General features: G+C 35.2%; 17 protein-coding genes and 1 riboswitch. Of the genes, 1 reads left to right on the top strand and 16 read right to left on the bottom strand.

Annotation, left to right across the window (positions count from 1 at the left end; all coding sequences use genetic code 11):
- Positions 1 to 72 precede the first annotated feature (72 nt).
- The 14 genes from AAYQ19_RS09670 to AAYQ19_RS09735 all read right to left on the bottom strand — a co-directional run bounded on the left by AAYQ19_RS09670 (position 73) and on the right by AAYQ19_RS09735 (position 16,906).
- Entirely contained in the window at positions 73 to 1,296 is a 1,224-nt protein-coding gene (locus AAYQ19_RS09670; protein WP_343536020.1) for a dicarboxylate/amino acid:cation symporter, read from the bottom strand.
- A 76-nt stretch (positions 1,297 to 1,372) separates the two neighbouring features.
- Positions 1,373 to 2,026, bottom strand: a complete 654-nt coding sequence (locus tag AAYQ19_RS09675) for a class I SAM-dependent methyltransferase (protein WP_343536021.1) — start codon at positions 2,024 to 2,026, stop codon at positions 1,373 to 1,375.
- A gap of 113 nt (positions 2,027 to 2,139) precedes the next feature.
- Positions 2,140 to 3,096 (bottom strand): methylenetetrahydrofolate reductase [NAD(P)H], encoded by a 957-nt coding sequence (metF, locus tag AAYQ19_RS09680; protein WP_223707384.1) that lies wholly within the window; start codon positions 3,094 to 3,096, stop codon positions 2,140 to 2,142.
- Between the two features lie 69 nt (positions 3,097 to 3,165).
- On the bottom strand, positions 3,166 to 3,522 hold the full coding sequence (locus tag AAYQ19_RS09685) for a four helix bundle protein (RefSeq protein ID WP_343536022.1): 357 nt from the start codon (positions 3,520 to 3,522) through the stop codon (positions 3,166 to 3,168).
- Positions 3,523 to 3,608: 86 nt separating this feature from the next.
- Positions 3,609 to 6,284: a methionine synthase gene (gene metH, locus AAYQ19_RS09690; RefSeq protein WP_343536023.1), complete on the bottom strand. Its 2,676-nt coding sequence runs from the start codon at positions 6,282 to 6,284 to the stop codon at positions 3,609 to 3,611.
- A gap of 102 nt (positions 6,285 to 6,386) precedes the next feature.
- Positions 6,387 to 7,154: a hypothetical protein gene (locus AAYQ19_RS09695; RefSeq protein ID WP_343536024.1), complete on the bottom strand. Its 768-nt coding sequence runs from the start codon at positions 7,152 to 7,154 to the stop codon at positions 6,387 to 6,389.
- A gap of 23 nt (positions 7,155 to 7,177) precedes the next feature.
- A complete protein-coding gene (locus AAYQ19_RS09700) occupies positions 7,178 to 8,182 on the bottom strand; it encodes a homocysteine S-methyltransferase family protein (RefSeq protein WP_343536025.1) in 1,005 nt (334 codons plus the stop codon).
- A gap of 272 nt (positions 8,183 to 8,454) precedes the next feature.
- Positions 8,455 to 8,571: riboswitch (SAM riboswitch) on the bottom strand.
- 223 nt (positions 8,572 to 8,794) lie between these two features.
- Entirely contained in the window at positions 8,795 to 9,847 is a 1,053-nt protein-coding gene (locus tag AAYQ19_RS09705) for an NAD(P)/FAD-dependent oxidoreductase (protein WP_343536026.1), read from the bottom strand.
- A 95-nt stretch (positions 9,848 to 9,942) separates the two neighbouring features.
- Complete coding sequence (locus tag AAYQ19_RS09710; protein ID WP_343536027.1) at positions 9,943 to 10,524, bottom strand: precorrin-2 dehydrogenase/sirohydrochlorin ferrochelatase family protein; 582 nt, start codon at positions 10,522 to 10,524, stop codon at positions 9,943 to 9,945.
- A gap of 148 nt (positions 10,525 to 10,672) precedes the next feature.
- On the bottom strand, positions 10,673 to 11,482 hold the full coding sequence (gene cobA / locus AAYQ19_RS09715) for a uroporphyrinogen-III C-methyltransferase (RefSeq protein ID WP_343536028.1): 810 nt from the start codon (positions 11,480 to 11,482) through the stop codon (positions 10,673 to 10,675).
- The gene (locus AAYQ19_RS09720) at positions 11,475 to 13,565 is read right to left on the bottom strand and encodes a ferredoxin-like domain-containing protein (protein WP_343536029.1); all 2,091 of its coding nucleotides are present in this window, start codon (positions 13,563 to 13,565) and stop codon (positions 11,475 to 11,477) included. The genes cobA and AAYQ19_RS09720 overlap by 8 nt, the downstream gene beginning before the upstream one ends.
- Before the next feature lie 83 nt (positions 13,566 to 13,648).
- The gene (locus tag AAYQ19_RS09725; RefSeq protein WP_343536030.1) at positions 13,649 to 14,893 is read right to left on the bottom strand and encodes a sulfate adenylyltransferase subunit 1; all 1,245 of its coding nucleotides are present in this window, start codon (positions 14,891 to 14,893) and stop codon (positions 13,649 to 13,651) included.
- Between the two features lie 147 nt (positions 14,894 to 15,040).
- Entirely contained in the window at positions 15,041 to 15,940 is a 900-nt protein-coding gene (cysD, locus tag AAYQ19_RS09730) for a sulfate adenylyltransferase subunit CysD (protein WP_057117574.1), read from the bottom strand.
- A 255-nt stretch (positions 15,941 to 16,195) separates the two neighbouring features.
- The gene (locus AAYQ19_RS09735; RefSeq protein WP_343536031.1) at positions 16,196 to 16,906 is read right to left on the bottom strand and encodes a phosphoadenylyl-sulfate reductase; all 711 of its coding nucleotides are present in this window, start codon (positions 16,904 to 16,906) and stop codon (positions 16,196 to 16,198) included.
- A gap of 374 nt (positions 16,907 to 17,280) precedes the next feature.
- Between AAYQ19_RS09735 and AAYQ19_RS09740 the strand changes: the two genes are divergently transcribed.
- The gene (locus AAYQ19_RS09740; RefSeq protein ID WP_343536032.1) at positions 17,281 to 18,063 is read left to right on the top strand and encodes a sulfite exporter TauE/SafE family protein; all 783 of its coding nucleotides are present in this window, start codon (positions 17,281 to 17,283) and stop codon (positions 18,061 to 18,063) included.
- Positions 18,064 to 18,160: 97 nt separating this feature from the next.
- Here the strand turns inward: AAYQ19_RS09740 and AAYQ19_RS09745 are convergent, their stop codons facing one another.
- Positions 18,161 to 18,571: an RrF2 family transcriptional regulator gene (locus tag AAYQ19_RS09745; RefSeq protein WP_026728538.1), complete on the bottom strand. Its 411-nt coding sequence runs from the start codon at positions 18,569 to 18,571 to the stop codon at positions 18,161 to 18,163.
- 134 nt (positions 18,572 to 18,705) lie between these two features.
- Positions 18,706 to 19,206, bottom strand: a complete 501-nt coding sequence (locus tag AAYQ19_RS09750; protein WP_343536033.1) for an RDD family protein — start codon at positions 19,204 to 19,206, stop codon at positions 18,706 to 18,708.
- Between the last annotated feature and the right edge of the window lie 20 nt (positions 19,207 to 19,226).

Genomic DNA, 19,226 nt, shown 5'->3' on the forward strand with positions numbered 1-19,226 from the left:
ACTAATCCCAAGAAAGAATCGATGTATTTAAATCTATTATCTACCAAAGATTTCGTTATAAATCAAAATTGTCTACCATTTCGTTTTCTCAGAAAATCTAGAGACTAACATCGATGAAATTACATCACCATTTGCATTCAGTAAAGTGGCAATTGGATCAACCAAAGTACCTAAAATCATCGCAACCGGCAAAGCTTGCTCCATCGGAAAACCATAAACGGTAATGGCCAAAACTTCTCCAATATAACCGCCGTTCGGAATTCCGCCTTCGACAATCGAAACAATTATGGTAATTCCTAAGGCGAGAAGAATCGTTGAAGGTTCTGTAAAATCTTTTCCAAACATGGCAAACAGAAAAGTAATTTTTAAAATAGATGACATGCTCGAACCATCTTTATGCAAAGGCGCTCCAAGCGGAATTACTAGATTTCGGACATGTGCTGGAATTCCCATTTTTTGTGCAGCATCTAGATTTGCAGGAATGGTTGCGATACTGCTACAAGTCCCAATTGCAGTTAAAGATGGCGTAATATTATTGCTCCAAAAAACCTTGAAAGCTCTTTTTCCACCAGCAACAATCGCATACAAACTGAAAAATGTAAAGAAATAAAACACACAAGCTGCATAATAAACCGCCATAGGTTTTGCATAAACGCCAAATAATTGTGGCCCGAAAATACCAACTTGATACGCAAAATAAGCTCCTAAACCTATTGGAGCAAATTTCATGATGATATTCAGCAATTGCTTCATGACTTCATTTCCAGAATCCAGAAAACTCTTGAAAGCATTTCCTTTTTCTCCTGATTGTAAAGTCGCAAAACCAATTAAAAACGAGAATATTATCAGTGCCAACATGCTTTTTCTGGACAATAATTCGAAGAAATCATTTGTCGTAACCAACTTAGCAATTTGATCGCCGACAGATCCAGATTGAATATTTTCAAACGGAACTTTCGCAACAGCAATATCTTGGTGAATTGGAAAAAGATAAACGGCAAAAATCATTACGATTGCAGAAATAAGAATCGTTGAAAGAAAAACCAAAACCATAATAAAAAACAGTTTCCCTAACTTTTCTTTCTGTTCCAAATTTGCAATTGAAGAACCGATTGTAAAGAAAATCAACGGAATAATTGCTGTGAAAAGCAAATTCAGAAAAATATCTCCTAAAGGTTTTATAACCTCAACTTTTTCTTTGAAAATTAAACCAAAAATACTGCCGATAATAATACCGCCAAGAAGCATTAAAATACTGCTGTAACTTTGTATAAAATTAATTTTTTTGACTTCCATTATTTGTAAAAAGGCATTAGAGACTGGAATTAAAATTAAATAAAAAAGAGTACTAAAACTAATACTCTTTCTTTTATTATTTTTCGAGAACAAATGTGGTAAAAGCTCTATCGACAAGTTCTCCAGTTTTGCTTTTCACTTTTTCGGTCTGCATTTCGGTATAAACAATTTTAAAAGTGGTTTTCTCAATCAAATTCTTTGCTTTTTCAGTGCTGTAAAGCTCAAACTCAAATTGAGTAAAGGGCAACGTTTTCATAAAATCTTCTTCAGCAAATGTCAGACAAAAATTTCCGTTTGGTTTTAAAACTCTGTAGATTTCTGAAAGCAACTCTTCTGGCTTTTGCCAAAAATAAATGGTATTAACTGTGAAAATTTTATCGAAAGATTCATCTTCAAAAGGAATTTTATTTCCGTCATAAAGCGAAAAGAATGCCTGTTTTTGAGAAACAAAATTTCTGTTGATCTGGCGCGCTTCCTGAAACATCAATTCCGACATTTCAAGTCCGTAATATTTTAGGTTATCTGCCTGTTCGAAAAGAAATTCTACGTGGCCTGCGTTTCCGTGACCTAATTCTAGAATTTTATTTGCTGCCGAAATATTTAGATTTTGAATGGAATGTTTGGTCATATTGATGTTCGTTTCGTTCATCATATTTCCCATTTCGATTCCTTTTTCTCCTGATGGATGTTTTAATTGAGAGGCAATGGCTTGTAATTCTTCATTTTTCATGATAACAAGATTTAAATTCCAAATTTAAAAAAAATCCAAATTCCAATTTACAAACAAAACGTGAAGAACTTTGTCAAAGTTTAAAACTTTGACAAAGTTCTATGCGTGTGTCATTAAAAAACCTGACTAGCAATCTGACGGATATTCTCAGATTTCCCCATTGAATAATAGTGTAAAAACGGAACTCCGGCCGCTTTTAATTCTAATGACTGCTGAATCGCCCACTCGATTCCGACTTGTTTGATTTCAGCGTTATTTTTGCATTTGTCAACTGCATCTATTAAATCTTCTGGTAAATCGATTCTGAAAATTTGTGGCAATACTTGTAAATGTCTTTGAACTGCAATTGGTTTAATTCCAGGAATAATCGGAATCGTGATGCCCATTTCTCTCGCTTTTTCTACGAAAGCAAAATATTTAGCATTATCAAAAAACATCTGCGTTACTACATAATCAGCTCCTGCATCTACTTTTTCTTTTAATCTTTTTAAATCGGATTGCAAAGAAGGAGATTCTAAATGTTTCTCCGGATAACCTGCAACTCCAATACAAAAATCGGCTCTGTTATCAGTATCGATTACTTCATGCAGATATTGTCCAGAGTTTAAATCTTTAATTTGTTTTACCAAATCAATTGCATAATGATTTCCACCTGCTTTCGGCACAAAAGACTGCTCGTCTTTCATGGCATCTCCACGAAGTGCCATTACATTGTTGATTCCTAAATAATGACAGTCAACCAGCACGTACTCAGTTTCTTCTTTTGTAAAACCACCGCAAAGCAAATGCGGCACTGTGTCCACATTGTATTTGTGTTTTATAGAAGCGCAAATTCCAAGCGTTCCCGGACGCATACGAGTTAGTTTTTTATCCAAAAGTCCATTCCCTTTGTCAATATAAATGTACTCTTCACGAGAAGTCGTTACATCAATAAACGGCGGATTAAACTCCATCAACGGATCAATATTATCGTATAATTCTTGAATGCTTTTCCCCTTTTGAGGCGGAATAATTTCAAATGAGAATAATGTTTTTCCTTTGGCGTTTTCTATATGTTCTGTTACTTTCATTTATTTTTGGTTGATGGTTGATGGTTGATGGTTGATGGTTCTTGTGGAACTTTACAATCACAACTTCAACTACATTATCTTTTTATAATAATTAATAAATCCATTTAATAACTTCTTGCAGGTTTCAATCTGTGCAAGTGCGATGTTAAAATTATTTTCTTCAATATATTTTTGATCAAAGGCCAAATAAAATTGAGTTTCCAATTCATATAGCGAGCCTCTTGAAATATGAAGAAAATGTATTGTTTCTTTTGACGTCTGTCTTCCACACCCTTCTGCGATATTTGAAGGTACTGAAATTGATGCTCTTCGCATTTGATTCGTCAATCCAAACAATTCTTCTTTTGGAAACAGTTTTGAAAAATCATACAACAAATTCACCAACTTCCTCGCCTCCAGCCACACATCCAATTTACTGTATTCCATTTTTGTTTTAGTTGTTTGTTGTCAGTTGATGGTTGTTAGTCTTGCTGGTCAATCCATCAACTATCAACCAAAAACCATCAACCAAATTAATCCGCTATATTAGGATTTAACCATTTCATTGCGTAATCAAGCGGTACATTTCTGCGTTTTGCGTAATCTGTAACTTGATCTTCTTTTATTTTTCCTAATCCGAAATATCTACTTTTTGGATTCCCGAAATAATATCCTGAAACCGATGAAGCTGGCCACATCGCCATACTTTCTGTCAACTTCACTCCTGTTTGTTTTTCAACATCCAAAAGTTTCCAAATCGTTGGTTTTTCTAAGTGATCTGGGCAAGCTGGATAACCTGGAGCGGGACGAATTCCTTTATAATTCTCTTTAATTAATTCTTCATTAGTTAAAGATTCTTCAGAATCATAGCCCCAGAAATCTTTACGTACTCTCTCGTGAAGATATTCGGCGAAAGCCTCAGCAAAACGATCCGCAAGCGCTTTAACCATAATCGAATTATAATCGTCTAAATTCTTTTCGTATTCTGCAGCCCATTCGTCTACACCAAAACCAGTGGTTACACAGAAAGCTCCCATATAATCCTCTATTCCGCTTTCTTTTGGCAGAATAAAATCGGCTAAAGCGATATTTGGTGCGCCTTTCGTTTTTTGTGACTGCTGACGAAGCGTTAAGAATTTCTCTAAAACTTTTCCGTTTTCATCACGCAATTCGATATCATCATCATTTACCTGATTCGCAGGGAAAATTCCGTAAATACCTTTTGCTTTTAGTTTTTTCTCTTCTAAAATAACTTTCAGCATTGCCTGAGCATCATTAAAAACAGAAGTCGCTTGTTCACCCACAACCTCATCCGTTAAAATCGCTGGATATTTCCCGTACAATTCCCAAGTTTGGAAGAATGGCGTCCAGTCGATGTATGGAACCAAAACATCCAATTCTACTTCTATAGTTTGTGCGCCGATTACTTTTGGTTTCACTGGAGTATATTCGCTCCAATCCAATGGTAATTTATTTTTACGCGCATCTTCAATCGTTAAGAAGTTTTTATCTCTTGAACGATTTAAAAACGTTTCTCTAAAAGAATCGTATTCTGCACGAATGTCTGCAGCATATATTTTTCGATTATGATCTAAAAGATTTCCTGCAACCGTAACGGCTCTCGAAGCATCGTTTACGTGAATTACAGTTTCTCTGTATTGAGGTGCAATTTTCACAGCTGTATGCGCGCGTGAAGTCGTTGCCCCACCAATCATAATCGGGATTTTAATATTTTGCTTGTCTAATTCTTTGGCCAAATACACCATTTCGTCAAGCGAAGGCGTGATCAATCCGCTTAATCCGATAATATCTACTTCATGTTCGATAGCTGCTGCAATGATTTTCTCTGGAGCAACCATTACACCTAAATCTACAATCTCGTAATTGTTACAAGCCAAAACTACCGAAACGATGTTTTTTCCAATATCGTGAACGTCACCTTTTACAGTCGCCATCAGGATTTTTCCGTTTCCTTGTTTGTCGCCAGCTTGTTTACTTGCTTCAATAAATGGCAATAAATAAGCAACTGCTTTTTTCATTACACGAGCCGATTTAACTACCTGAGGCAAGAACATTTTTCCGCTTCCGAACAAATCTCCAACGACATTCATTCCGGCCATTAAATTGATCTCGATAACTTCAATTGGTTTTGTTGCTGCTAAACGTGCTTCCTCAACATCTTCTTCAATAAAAGCATCGATTCCTTTTACCAATGAATGCGTAATACGATCCTGAACCGATCCTAAACGCCATTCCTGAACCGCTTTTTCGTCGCTTTTTACTTCTCCTTTTACATTTTCTGCAAAATCCAAAAGTCTTTCCGTAGCATCATCACGTCTATCTAAAATTACGTCTTCAACGTGCTCTAATAAGTCTTTCGGAATATCATCGTAAATCGTCAACATCTCCGGATTTACGATTCCCATCGTCATTCCTTCTTTAATTGCGTGGTATAAAAATACCGAGTGCATTGCTTCACGAACAACGTCATTTCCTCTAAACGAAAACGAAACGTTACTCACACCACCGCTGATATGTGCGTGTGGCAAGTTCTCGCGAACCCATTTTGTTCCTCTAAAAAAGTCCAATGCATTCAGGCGGTGTTCTTCCATTCCTGTTGCCACTGGGAAAATGTTCAAATCGAAGATAATATCCTGCGGAGGGAAACCTACTTTGTTGACCAAAATATCATAAGAACGCGCACAAATTTCAACACGACGATCGTAATTATCAGCCTGACCTACTTCGTCAAAAGCCATTACAATAGCCGCCGCACCGTAACGTTTGATTAATTTAGCGTGATGAATAAAAGCTTCTTCGCCTTCTTTTAACGAAATCGAGTTTACAACACTTTTTCCTTGTACTACTTTCAGACCTGCTTCGATAATTTCCCATTTCGAACTGTCGATCATAATCGGCACTCTCGAAATATCTGGTTCTGCAGCAATTAAATTTAGGAATTTGGTCATGGCATTTACACCATCCAACATTCCCTCATCCATATTAATATCGATGATTTGCGCTCCTCCTTCTACCTGCTGTCTTGCAATATCAAGTGCCTCGTCATACTTCTCTTCCTTGATCAATCGAAGGAATTTTCGCGAACCCGTTACATTCGTACGCTCTCCAACGTTTACAAAAACGCTTTCTGGCGTAATAATCAAAGGTTCTAATCCTGATAATACAAGGTCTCTTCTTTTTTCAGTCATTTTCTTTAAAGTTGCTAAGCTTCTGAGAGGCTTAGGTTCTAAGTTTTTTTATTCTTATTTCTTTCCTGCAAGGTTTCCAAAACCCTAAGGATAATTATTTTATTATTCTGGATTCTTTTGCAACTCGTTAATTTTTAATCCTGTTTTTTCAGATAAAAAATTAATGATTTCACTCTGTCTATTATTATCATCTTCAAGACCTCTAGCTGTATCCCAATGCCCACCGTCATTAAATCTAATAAAATATGATTCTTTTTCAGGTTGTTGTGTATTTGGATTTATAGGCTGAATATAATTTATAGACTGTATTTCAGACAATGAATATGACTTATCTGAAAAAGTTAAAAAATCATTTAATACAATCTTTTCTTTATAAATATCAACCGAATAATCGGATAGTAAAATCAAAAGCAAAACCGATCCTATTCCTGATATCCAAGTCATATAATTTAATACTCGCATACCATCAACACCCGTTTTTAAATCTGAATACAACATAAATTGATTATAGTCTTCTTTAAAAATAAGTTTATAAATTAACGTCATTGGAATTCTAATTAATCCAAAAGACAAAACTAATGCTGGCATATACCACATTAACCTACTTGTACCAATATGATATATAATTTCAGGATTGTTCACTTTAGTCGAATAAAAAATAATCGAAAACAGCGAACCTATTAAATATGTTATTCCTGGAATTAATATAAATATCAAAACCGCAGAAAATAAATCCCAAATTTGATACTTACCTCTTAACGTATTTATATCAACGTTTAAATTACCTTCTGGCTTTTTATATGGAAAAATCTTTGCAAGTATAGACATTACTACTATTATGCTGATACTTGTTAACGCTCCTACTGTCATATTAATTTAAATCGAAAAACAAGTTATTCAAAAACCGGCGCTACACGTGGCTTATAATCCTTCGCTACTTCTGCCATTAATCGGATATGATCTGGAGTTGTTCCGCAACAACCACCAATGATATTGATTAAATTATCCTCTAAATATTCTTTGATGAATGCCTGAGTTTGTTCTGGAGTTTCATCGTATTGTCCGAACGCGTTTGGCAATCCCGCATTTGGGTGTGCTGAAACATTAAAACTTGTATTATGAGCTAATGTTTTTAAATACGGTTTCAACAAATCGGCTCCTAAAGCACAATTGAAACCAACACTTAATAACGGAATATGTGAAACTGAAATCAAGAACGCTTCAACTGTTTGTCCAGAAAGTGTTCTTCCTGAAGCATCAGTAATTGTTCCTGAAACCATGATTGGAATATCAAGATTGCGTTCTTCTTTTACTTCTTCAATGGCGAAAAGTGCTGCTTTTGCATTTAGTGTATCGAAAATCGTTTCTACTAAAAGTAAATCGCAACCTCCGTCCATTAGGGCTTCTACTTGCTCTTTGTATGCAATTCGCAAATCGTCAAAAGTTACGGCTCTGTAGCCTGGATCGTTTACGTCTGGTGACATACTTGCCGTACGGTTTGTCGGCCCGATTGAACCGGCTACAAAACGTGGTTTTTCTGGATTTTTTGCTGTGAATTCATCCGCAACCTCTCTCGCCAATTTAGCCGATTCGTAGTTTAGTTCGTAAACCAAATCTTCCATGAAATAATCGGCCATACCGATTGTTGTTCCTGAGAAAGTATTGGTTTCTACGATATCTGCTCCTGCATCAAAATAAGCAGCATGCACGGCACGAATTGCCTGTGGCTGTGTCAGGGATAATAAATCGTTGTTTCCTTTTAGCGGATGCGGGAAATCTTTGAAACGCTCGCCACGAAAATCTTCTTCTGAGAAGTTGTAGCGTTGTAACATAGTTCCCATTGCTCCATCAAGGATTAGGATATTTTTCTTTATTGCTTCTTGAATTGTAATCGACATATTTTTTCCTTTTAGATTCTAAGACACTAAGGTTCTAAGATGCTAAGTTTTTTAATTCTAATTAATTCCAAAAGTGCACTATTGCTGGCTCTTTAGCCCCGATTGAAGTGGAAATCCTTTTGCTTTTTTCTTTAAAAAGCAAAAGATTGCAACGAAAAGCGGGAACTATTGACTGCAAAAATGCGCCAATGATTCGCTCCTTACCGAAATTGCTTTCGGTAAATTATTTGTAAGTTGTTTAGAAAAGTTTTGAGAAATACTAGAATGTATTTGTGTTATCTATCTTAAATACCTGTGTTTATGGTAAAAAGTAGAATTTAGCACCTTCTTTATAGTAAAGGGTTGCTAAGGTTTCATCGGGTCTATCCCTCCGCCTTTCGTGATAACGAACAATAAATTTTAAGAACAGTGCAAAGGTATGAAATGACAATACGATTTGCAAATGTTTTTTTTTAAGTTGCTAAGATTCTAAGATACTGAGTTTCTAAGTTTTTGAAAAGCGACTAAGACTCTAAGTTTAAAATTTTGTTTCATAAAAAAAAAGCTCAAACTTATAGTTTGAGCTTTCTATATAAAAATCTTAGTAGCTTAGAAACTTAGCATCTCAGTAACTTAGACTATCGCTTTAACAACTGCCTTCGGCGCCTCTTTACGAGTTCCGTCGAAACCGTCTACTCCAGATACTGTAGTATATTTCAATACGTATTTTTTACCTGGGTTGATGATTGAATAAGCAGCCTGACACATTAAAGTTGCTTCGTGGAAACCACAAAGAATCAATTTTAATTTTCCAGGGTATGTGTTGATGTCTCCAATTGCGAAGATTCCAGGAATGTTTGTTTGGTAATCTAATGCATTGTTTACTTTAATTGCATTTTTCTCGATTTCTAATCCCCAGTCTCCAATTGGACCTAATTTTGGCGTTAATCCGAAAAGTGGGATGAAATAGTCGCAATCAATTTTACGGTGTGCTCCGTTTTCTTCGATATCTAAAGATTCTACGTGCTCAGCACCGTTGATTCCGATAACTTCTGCTGGAGTAATTAATTTGATTTTTCCAGCTGATTTTAATTCCTGTACTTTTTCTACAGAATCTAAAGCTCCTCTAAATTCGTTTCTACGGTGAACTAAAGTTACTTCTGAAGCTACGTTTGCCAAGAAAATTGACCAGTCTAATGCTGAATCTCCTCCTCCTGCAATAACAACTCTTTTATCTCTGAATTTCTCAGGATTTTTGATGAAGTATTTTACTCCTTTATCTTCATAAAACTCGATATCTTCGATAAGTGGCTTACGAGGCTCGAAACTTCCTAAACCTCCTGCGATTGCGATAACTGGCGCGTGGAATTTAGTTCCTTTATTAGACGTCACAATAAAAGTTCCGTCTTCTTGCTTGTCGATTGTTTCAGCACGCTCTCCTAAAGTAAAACCAGGCTCAAATTGTTTGATTTGCTCCATTAGTCCGTCTACAAGATCTCCGGCTAAAACTTCTGGGAATCCAGGAATATCATAAATTGGCTTCTTAGGATATAATTCTGAAAGCTGTCCTCCTGGCTGCGGTAAAGCATCTAAGATATGACATTTTAATTTCAATAATCCTGCCTCGAAAACGGCAAATAAACCTGTTGGTCCTGCTCCAATTATAAGTATATCTGTTTTAATCATTACGGTTGTTGTTTATAATCATTCTTAATAATACAAAGAAACGAATAATTTATTCTTTATTCAATGATTTTTATCATTCATTTCTTTGGAAATTTTTACTCTCTATTTTTTAATGAAGAAGTGATTTCATTCATTCTTTTTACCTTATCTTCAAAATTGCCTTTTAGCGTCTTTCGGTATTCGTTCAGATTCTCAACCATTTGATTGATATCTTCCGGAATTACTTCTTCGAAAAACTCTCGAAGCCTTTTGGCTGTTGTTGGCGATTTTCCGTTGGTTGAAATGGCAATTTTTACATTTCCTTTTGTTACAATGCCACCCAAATAATAATCACATAAATCTGGCGTATCGGCGATGTTGCAAATCAAATAACGCTTTCTGGCTAAATCGTACACTCTTTTATTGACTTCAAGATTATCTGTACAAGCAATTACCATATGGCGCTTTTTGAGCATTTTCCTTTTGAACTTCGATTTTGTCAATTTTATCGAAGGATGTTGCTCTGCCAGAACTTTTATTTCTAAATGAAATTCTTTTGCTACTACCTCAACATTTGCATTCGGACTTGACTTTAACAAGAAAGAAAGCTTTTCCAGACCTACATTTCCTCCGCCTACAATTAATACATTTAAATTGTGAAGCTTTAGAAATATTGGATATAATTCGTTTTGTTCCATTTTAATCTTTTGTTTCATCAAAAATAATGAATCTCAAGTTTCCCAAGGTTGAAACCTTGGGCTATGTTTTTCATTTCTTTGTCTACATCGGGTTGAAACCCGACGCTACAATATGAATCGTTCCTTCGGAACTTTATCATCAAACCGTTTATTTTTTTCCAATAAATTGGTTCTGACGGAACATTTTATCTAACTCCTTTTTTTGACAAAATTCTTCGTAAAATCCTTTTAGTTTGTGGCTTTCTTTTACCACTTCGCCTAAAACGATAATGGCCGGAGAACCCAATTCTTTTGCTTTTACTATTTCTAAAATCGAATCGACTGTTCCTACACCTACTTTTTCTTCTGCTGTTGTTCCATTTTGAATGATGGCAACTGGCAGATTTCCTTTGTTTTCTTTTTGAAACAAATCGATAATCTGAGGCAGTTTATGCATTCCCATCAAGATTACAACTGTTGCAGAAGATTGCGCCGCCAAAGCTACATCTGAAGATAATTTTCTATCTGATGTTGTGCCTGTAATCGCCCAAAAGCTTTCTGAAACACCTCTTTTTGTAATCGAAATTCCTTGACTTGCGGGAACGGCCACTACAGATGAAATTCCTGGAACGACAATCGTTTCGATTCCGAAACTTTCTGCGTATTCTATTTCTTCGCTTCCTCTTCCAAAAACAAACGGATCGCCACCTTTTAAACGAACCACATTTCCATACGTCAGCGCATTATCGACAATCAATTGATTGATTTGATCTTGCGTGTAAGCATGGTTTCCAATTCGTTTTCCAACAAAAATCTTAATGGCATTTTTTGGTGCATGATCAAGAATTTCTTCGTTGGCTAAGGCGTCGTATAAAACCACATTAGCTTCAGCCAGTGCTTTTACAGCTTTCAGCGTCAATAATTCGGGATCACCCGGACCTGCACCGACTAAAGTTATTTTGGGTTTTATATTAAGCATTTGCTAATTCTTGTGCTCTGAATGTTTCGATTTTATCAAAGAAAACAATGGCTTGCGCGATGTAATCTTTAGCGAAAGCTTCAGATGGTTCATTTTTATTGATTTGGTAAACCAAGTCTTTAAAAGTTGAATTCAATTCGATTTTATTGGTATCGATAAAAACAGTGTCAAACAAATCAACGATTCCTGCGTGGTGGTTTGTTTTTTGGTTTTCTGCCAACAATAAAGCTTTTGCTCCATTTACAAATCCAGCGTAAGCGTGATAAATCGCATCTGACCATTTTTGGTTGTCGAAAGCTTCTTGTGCGAAAGAGATTTTTTCTTTAGCTTCTAATAATAAAGTAGCAACTAAATCAATCACAACACCAGCACATTCTCCAACTCCAACTGCTTTTACGTAGTTATCTGCGTTACCCCAATCCACAAAATCAGCTTCTGTTAAATTAGTTACATCAGATAATGGTTTTAAGATTTCGTAGAAGTATTTCTCTCCTTTTGCATCATAATAGTTTAGGAATTTTTCTCCATTTGCATTAGCGTCAAAATCATTTAAGATGGTACGCAAAGCTTCTGGCCCTCTACGGCTTGGAATTTTGATTACTTTATCAGCAAAACGTCCTTCTCCGTTTCCTAATCTTCCTCCACCCAATAAAACTTGTAAAGCCGGAGCCACTAATTTTCCTGAATTGATAGACATTCCTTGGAATCCAATTGCAGACATATTATGTTGTCCGCAAGCATTCATACAGCCTGAAATTTTAATTTCAATTTCGCGGTTGTTTAAATACTGAGGATATTCTGCACTTAAAACTCTTTCTAATTCTTCCGCAATACCGGTACTACTTGCAATCCCCAAGTTGCAAGTATCAGTACCCGGACATGCCGTAATATCTCCAACCGAATTATATCCTAAATGAACAAAGTCAAGTTTGGCTAATTCTTGATAAAAGAAAGGAAGATTTTCCTCTTTTACGTGACGTATTACAATATTTTGACGCAATGAAAAACGCAATTCGTTTGCTGCGTAATTTTTAATTAAATCTGCTAATAATCTCGCTTTATCAGTATAAAAATCTCCTAATAAAATTTTGATTCCGATAGCATAATATCCTGCTTGTTTTTGTGCAATTACATTCGATTTTTTCCAAGCTTCATAAGCTGCAACATCTTCGATTGTAACTTGCGGCACTTCTAAAACTGGTTCCGGAATTGGACCGTCAAAAGCAGTGGTATCAATTTCGTATGTTTCAAAAGCGATTGCTTTTTTCTCTTTTTCAACCAAATCAAGGAAAGCGTCTTTCCCCATTTCTTTGATTAAGAATTTCATACGGGCTTTCATTCTTTTTGCACGCTCACCATATCTATCAAAAATACGAATGATTCCTTCTGCTGTTGGAATGATTTCGTTAACCGGAATAAACTCTGAAAGTAATTCTGCGTGTGCTGGCTGAGATCCTAAACCTCCTCCAAAAACTACTTTAAATCCTTTTTGTCCGTCTTTAATTTTCGGAATAAATCCTAAATCGTGTAAATAACTCAAAGCTGTATCTTCATCTGAAGAAGAGAACGAAATTTTGAATTTACGTCCCATTTCCTGACAGATTGGGTTTCTTAATAAGTATTGGAACATGCCGTGTGCGTAAGGCGAAACATCAAATGGCTCATTTACGTCAACTCCAGCTAATTCACTTCCTGTAATATTTCTAACGGTATTTCCACAAGCTTCACGCAAAGTAATATCGTCTTTTGCCAATTCTGACCAAAGTTCAGGCGTTCTGTCCAAACTCACATAGTGAATCTGGATATCCTGACGTGTTGTAATATGCAAACGTCCTGTAGAATATTTATCTGAAACTTCCGTAATTCTTCTCAATTGCTCGCTCGTCACTTTACCATAAGGCAATTTGATACGAATCATCTGAACGCCTTCCTGACGCTGACCGTAGATACCACGCGCTAAACGAAGGCTACGAAAACGCTCATCATCAATTTTTCCTCCACGGAATAAGTGAATCTTTTTTTCTAATTCGATAATCTCCTTCTGAACTACCGGATTTTCTATTTCTGTTCTAAAACTTTCCATTTTGTCTTTAGTTGTTGGTTGTCTGTTGTTGGTTGTTGGTTTGCTGGCAGAATAACTATCAACCAAAAACCATCAACTAGCAACTAGCGAATAAATCCTACTCCTGCTGTTGTGTTCGTTGCTGTATCAATTAAGATAAAAGCTCCGTTTGATTTGTTTTCGTTGTAAGCGTCAAAATATAAAGGCTTACTTAATTTGATGCTCACTTCTCCGATTTCGTTTATTGCTAATTGTGAAGCTTCTGTTGTTCCTGAATAATCAGTTGCAATTGTGTTTTTGATGCTTTCTACTTTTGCTAAAACTCTGTTCGTATTGTGCTGTACTAAATATTTAGTTCCTGGAACCAGTTTTTTACTGTCCATCCAGCAAACTGTCGTTGTAATATCTTTTTCAATTCTTGGAAGTTCGTCTGATTTTACAATCATATCCCCTCTCGTTACATTGATATCATTTTCTAATTCGATTGTGATTGAAGAACCTGCTGAAGCTTCGTCAAATGATTTATCGAAGAAATGAATTTTGGTAACTTTTGATTCTGTTAAAGAAGGAAGAACTGTTACAGCATCTCCAACTTTAATTGAGTTTCCATATAATTTTCCTGCGTAACCTCTGAAATCGTGGTATTCTTCAGTTTTTGGACGAATAACCGTCTGAACTGGGAAACGTGCTTTTCCTGGCTCGTAAACATCATGAGAATGTAATCCTTCTAAATGTTCTAAAACTGTTTGTCCATCGTACCAAGGCATGTTTTCCGATTTGTCCACAACGTTCCCACCGTTGATTGCACTTAACGGAATGTAGCTTACGTTTTGTTCTTTGAAAGTACTTTTAGCGTTTAATGCCTCAAAATCAGCTTTGATTTTATTGAAAACTTCTTCTGAGTAATCTACTAAGTCCATTTTGTTGATGGCAACGATTACTTCTTTTACTCTCAATAAATTGTTGATGAAAAAGTGACGGTAAGTCTGCTCGATAACTCCTTTTCTAGCATCGATCAAAATGATAGAAACCTGAGAAGTTGAAGCTCCCGTAACCATGTTTCTTGTATATTCTACGTGCCCCGGAGTATCGGCAATAATGTAACTTTTCTTTGCAGTCGAAAAATAAATGTGCGCAACGTCAATCGTGATTCCTTGCTCTCTTTCTGCAACTAATCCGTCAGTTGCCAAAGAGAAATCCAAATAATCGTATCCTTTTTGTTTACTGCTTTTTTCGATTGCCTCAATTTTATCTGTTGTCAATGATTTTGTATCGTACAACAATCTTCCGATCAAAGTACTTTTTCCGTCATCTACACTTCCTGCTGTTGCTATTTTTAAAACGTCCATTCTTTTTATGTTGTTGGTTGTTGGTTTATGGTTGTTGGTTTTTCTAAAACATCAACTAAAACCATCAAAATATTAATTCTGTTCTTTTATGTTATTGTTATAATTATTGAATTTTCAGCTATCAACTAAAAACTATCAACCAACAACTTAAAAGTATCCTTGTTGTTTTCTTTTCTCCATTGCAGCCTCAGAACGTTTGTCATCGATTCTGGCACCTCTTTCAGAAATAGTTGATGATCTGATTTCGCCCACAACTTCTTCGATTGTTGCTGCGTAAGATTCAACAGCAGCTGTACAACTCATATCTCCAACGGTTCTGAAGCGAACAATTCTTTCTTCGATTTGTTCGTCTTCTTCTTGGTACACAAAAGGAGAATGCGACCAGATTAAACCGTCTCTCAAAAAAACTTTTCTTTTATGTGAGAAATAGATTGATGGAATCTCGATTTGTTCTTTTTCGATATAACTCCAAACATCTAATTCTGTCCAGTTTGAAATTGGGAAAACACGAACGTTTTGACCATTTTCAATTTTTCCATTTAAAATATCAAACAACTCAGGTCTCTGATTTTTTTCGTCCCATTGTCCGAAATCATCACGAACAGAGAAAATACGTTCTTTCGCTCTTGCTTTCTCTTCATCACGACGCGCACCACCAATACAAGCATCAAACTTAAATTCTTCAATTGCATCCAAAAGTGTTGTAGTCTGCAAGCTGTTACGGCTTGAATATTTTCCAGTTTCTTCAACTACTTTTCCTTCATCTATAGCATCCTGAACATTACGAACGATCAACTCTAAACCTAATTCTTCTACCAATTTATCTCTGAAAGCAATTGTTTCAGGGAAATTGTGTCCTGTATCAACGTGCAATAGAGGAAACGGAATCTTAGCAGGAAAAAATGCTTTTTGCGCTAAACGCACCAATGTAATAGAATCTTTTCCTCCTGAGAAAAGTAAAACCGGTTTGTCAAACTGTGAAATTACTTCTCTGAAAATGTATATCGCTTCACTCTCTAAAGCGTTTGTTTTTAATACTGAACTCATTGTGTTTTTGTTTGATATTTTATTTGTGAAAATTTTGTTTCAGGTTTCAAGTTTCTCGCCCAATCTAAAATCTCCACTCTTTATTCTATTCTCTTTAATCTCCACCGGATTAAAATCCGGCGCTACAATATGGATCGTTCCTTCGGAACTAAAATCTATATCTATATTCTCTTGCTTATCCATCGGGTTGAAACCCGACGCTACAATATGAATCGTTCCTTCGGAACTTAATCTGTATTCTATTCTCTATTCTCTTTATTCTTTTTTAGCGCTATGCAAACCACATTCCTTATGGCTTGATTCCCACCACCATCTTCCGGCTCTGATATCTTCGCCTGGAAAAATTGCTCTTGTACAAGGCGCGCATCCAATACTTACGAAACCTTGTTTGTGTAAAGCATTTTGAGGAACATTATTTTCTGAAAGATACGTTTCAACTTCTTCTAAAGTCCATTTTAATAACGGATTAAATTTGATTATTTCGAAACCTCCGTCATATTCAAACAAACTTAAATCTTGTCTGTTTTCTGATTGTTCTGCTCTCAAACCCGTAATCCAAACTGAGTTTCCTGCTAAAGCTTTTCTCAACGGAACCACTTTTCGAATAAAACAGCATTCTTTTCTGTTTTCAACTGAATCGTAAAAACTGTTTGGTCCTTTTGTTTTCAACAAATTTTCTACTGAAGCCGCTTCTGGAAAAAATACTTCAATTGGTCTTTTGTATTTTTTTAATGTTTTATGAAAAACATCGTAAGTTTCCTGAAACAATCTTCCAGTATCTAAAGTGAATACTTTAATATCTGTATTACTTTTTGCGATGAAATCTGTAATCACTTGATCTTCCTGACCGAAAGAAGTCGAAAAAATTACTTTTCCCGGAAATTCTTTTGCTAAAAAAACTAAGGTTTCGTCAAGCGAAAAATCTTTTGTTTTCTCTAATAATTCTTGTACAATACTCGCACTCATAATCTATCTTCCTTTCTAAAATTATCTTTTACAATAATTCAGATCCTATTTTAAAAAATCAGTTTTATAACCAAATCAAAAGAGTTTCTTTTCTTTTGAAAATCCATTACCCTATCGGGTTAATAGATTACTTTGCAAAAATACTACTTATTTCTAAATATCAAAGCAATATTTTTATTTTTTTAAACCCTTAAATTACATTTAAAGAGGCCATTAAGATAGTTTCTCAATTTTATAACAAATAAAACCTTAAACCCTGATATTTAAACAATAAAAGCATTTAAAAGATTTGTTTTTTAAATAGATTTTAAATCTCTACCAAATCTATAGGATAATTATAAAATTGTTTTTACTTTAGCAGCAAATTATTTTTTATGGATTTTCAAATTGGTCTTGTAATAGCAGGTTTAGTTGTCGGATTTATAGTTGGGTTAACAGGTGTTGGAGGAGGTTCTTTAATGACTCCTATTTTATTGTATTTTGGAATTCCACCAACAAAGGCTGTTGGAACCGATTTACTTTATGCTGCTTTTACAAAAGCTGGCGGTATATTTGTACACAACAAAAAAGGAAATATCAATTGGAAAATCACAGGTTGGCTGACTTTAGGAAGCGTTCCTGCTGCATTGGTAACACTTTGGATCTTAAATAGTATTAAAACCGATATCGAAAAAGTCAATAGTGTAATTAAGTACAGTTTAGGCTGGGCTTTATTGTTTACTTCCGTAGCGATTATATTCAAAAAGAAACTTTTAGTTTTTTCTCAAAAACATGCCGGAGATAAATTTCATAACGAAAGTACTACTCAAAATATGCTGACAATTGGAATTGGAGTTTTATTGGGAGCAACCGTAACTTTGACTTCTATTGGAGCTGGAGCACTTGGAACTGTAACTTTATTTTTCCTTTATCCATTATTGCCAACGCCTCGTTTGGTTGGAACTGAAATTGCGCATGCCGTTCCATTAACTTTAGTTGCAGGTCTTGGACATGCTTCTATGGGGAACTTAGATATAGGGTTATTGGGCCAATTATTGATGGGATCACTTCCTGGAATATATTGTGGAAGTATGTTGAGCGGCAAAGTGCCTGATCAATTTCTTAGAAACGCAATTGCTGTAATGCTTTTCTTTGCAGGATATAAATTGATATTTTAAAAAAAAATAAACCATATAAGTAATATAAGTTCATTTATACTTTGCGTTAAGGCTAAGCTTTATTAAATGAACTTATATTACTTATATGGTTTAAAAATTAAAACGCAATATCTGCCAAAGAATTACTTTCTAATATTTTAAGCGTATTATCTCGAACCTCTGTCATTAGTCGTCGTGCGGCACAAGTAGATTCATCATCGCAATCATCACATCTTTCGTAGAAATTATGGCTAGCGCAAGGCAACAATGCAATTGGCCCTTCTAGAATTCGATAAACTTTCGCCATGCTGATGTCTTTCGGGTCTTTTATCAGGTAATAACCTCCACCCTTTCCTTTTTTGGCTCCAAGAAAACCAGAGTTTCTTAAAAGCAATAAAATACTCTCTAAAAATTTAATCGAAATATGTTCATTTTTCGCAATTTCAGCAATTTGAACAGGTTCATTGTTCTCTCTTCTCGCCAAATAAGTCAAAGCTTTAATTCCGTATTTTGTTTTCTTTGAAAGCATCTTTAAATTTTAAATTGCAAAATATTAGTTTTGAATATATAATGTCTTGTAATTGACACATTTATTTCTGCAACAAAAATAGGCTTTTTAAATGAGAATAATAAAAGAACAGTAGTTAAATTCTACTTAGCCTATCAGATTACTTCATCACTTCCGATCAAATTAAACTCGTGAAATGTTTTTAATTCTTCGTCAAGCGCTTTTTTATTGACAACATAAGTATCCGACATTGAATCATGCCAACCTCTGCTTCCAAAAAACGAAAGACCGTCAAAAGGAATTATACGGCAAAAACTTCTTTTTACAATTGTTCCAAAAGAAGGCTTTAACCCGTTCTCATCTACCACAACTGTCCCCGTAATTAATTTACCGAAAGATCTTCCAAAAAGCCCTTCTGTAAAAACATAATACAGAATGTTTATAAGAATAAAAATCAATCTATCTTCTAATGTGCTTATATTTTCAAGCCAAGCTAATAATCCTTGAAAGCCAAGTAAGGTTCCTAATAAAGCTAAAAAAATTGCGAAGCAAAACACTAAGCCAAAAACTATAGCAGTGTCTAAAATGTAATTAGCAAATCTTTGCCCGTTTGAAGCCACTAATTTGTCATCAAGGATATAGGTAGAGTTACTCATGGTTGGTTAAGTTAATTTGA

The sequence above is a fragment of the Flavobacterium mesophilum genome (genome assembly GCF_039581405.1).
In the GTDB taxonomy this organism is placed as follows: Bacteria; Bacteroidota; Bacteroidia; order Flavobacteriales; family Flavobacteriaceae; genus Flavobacterium.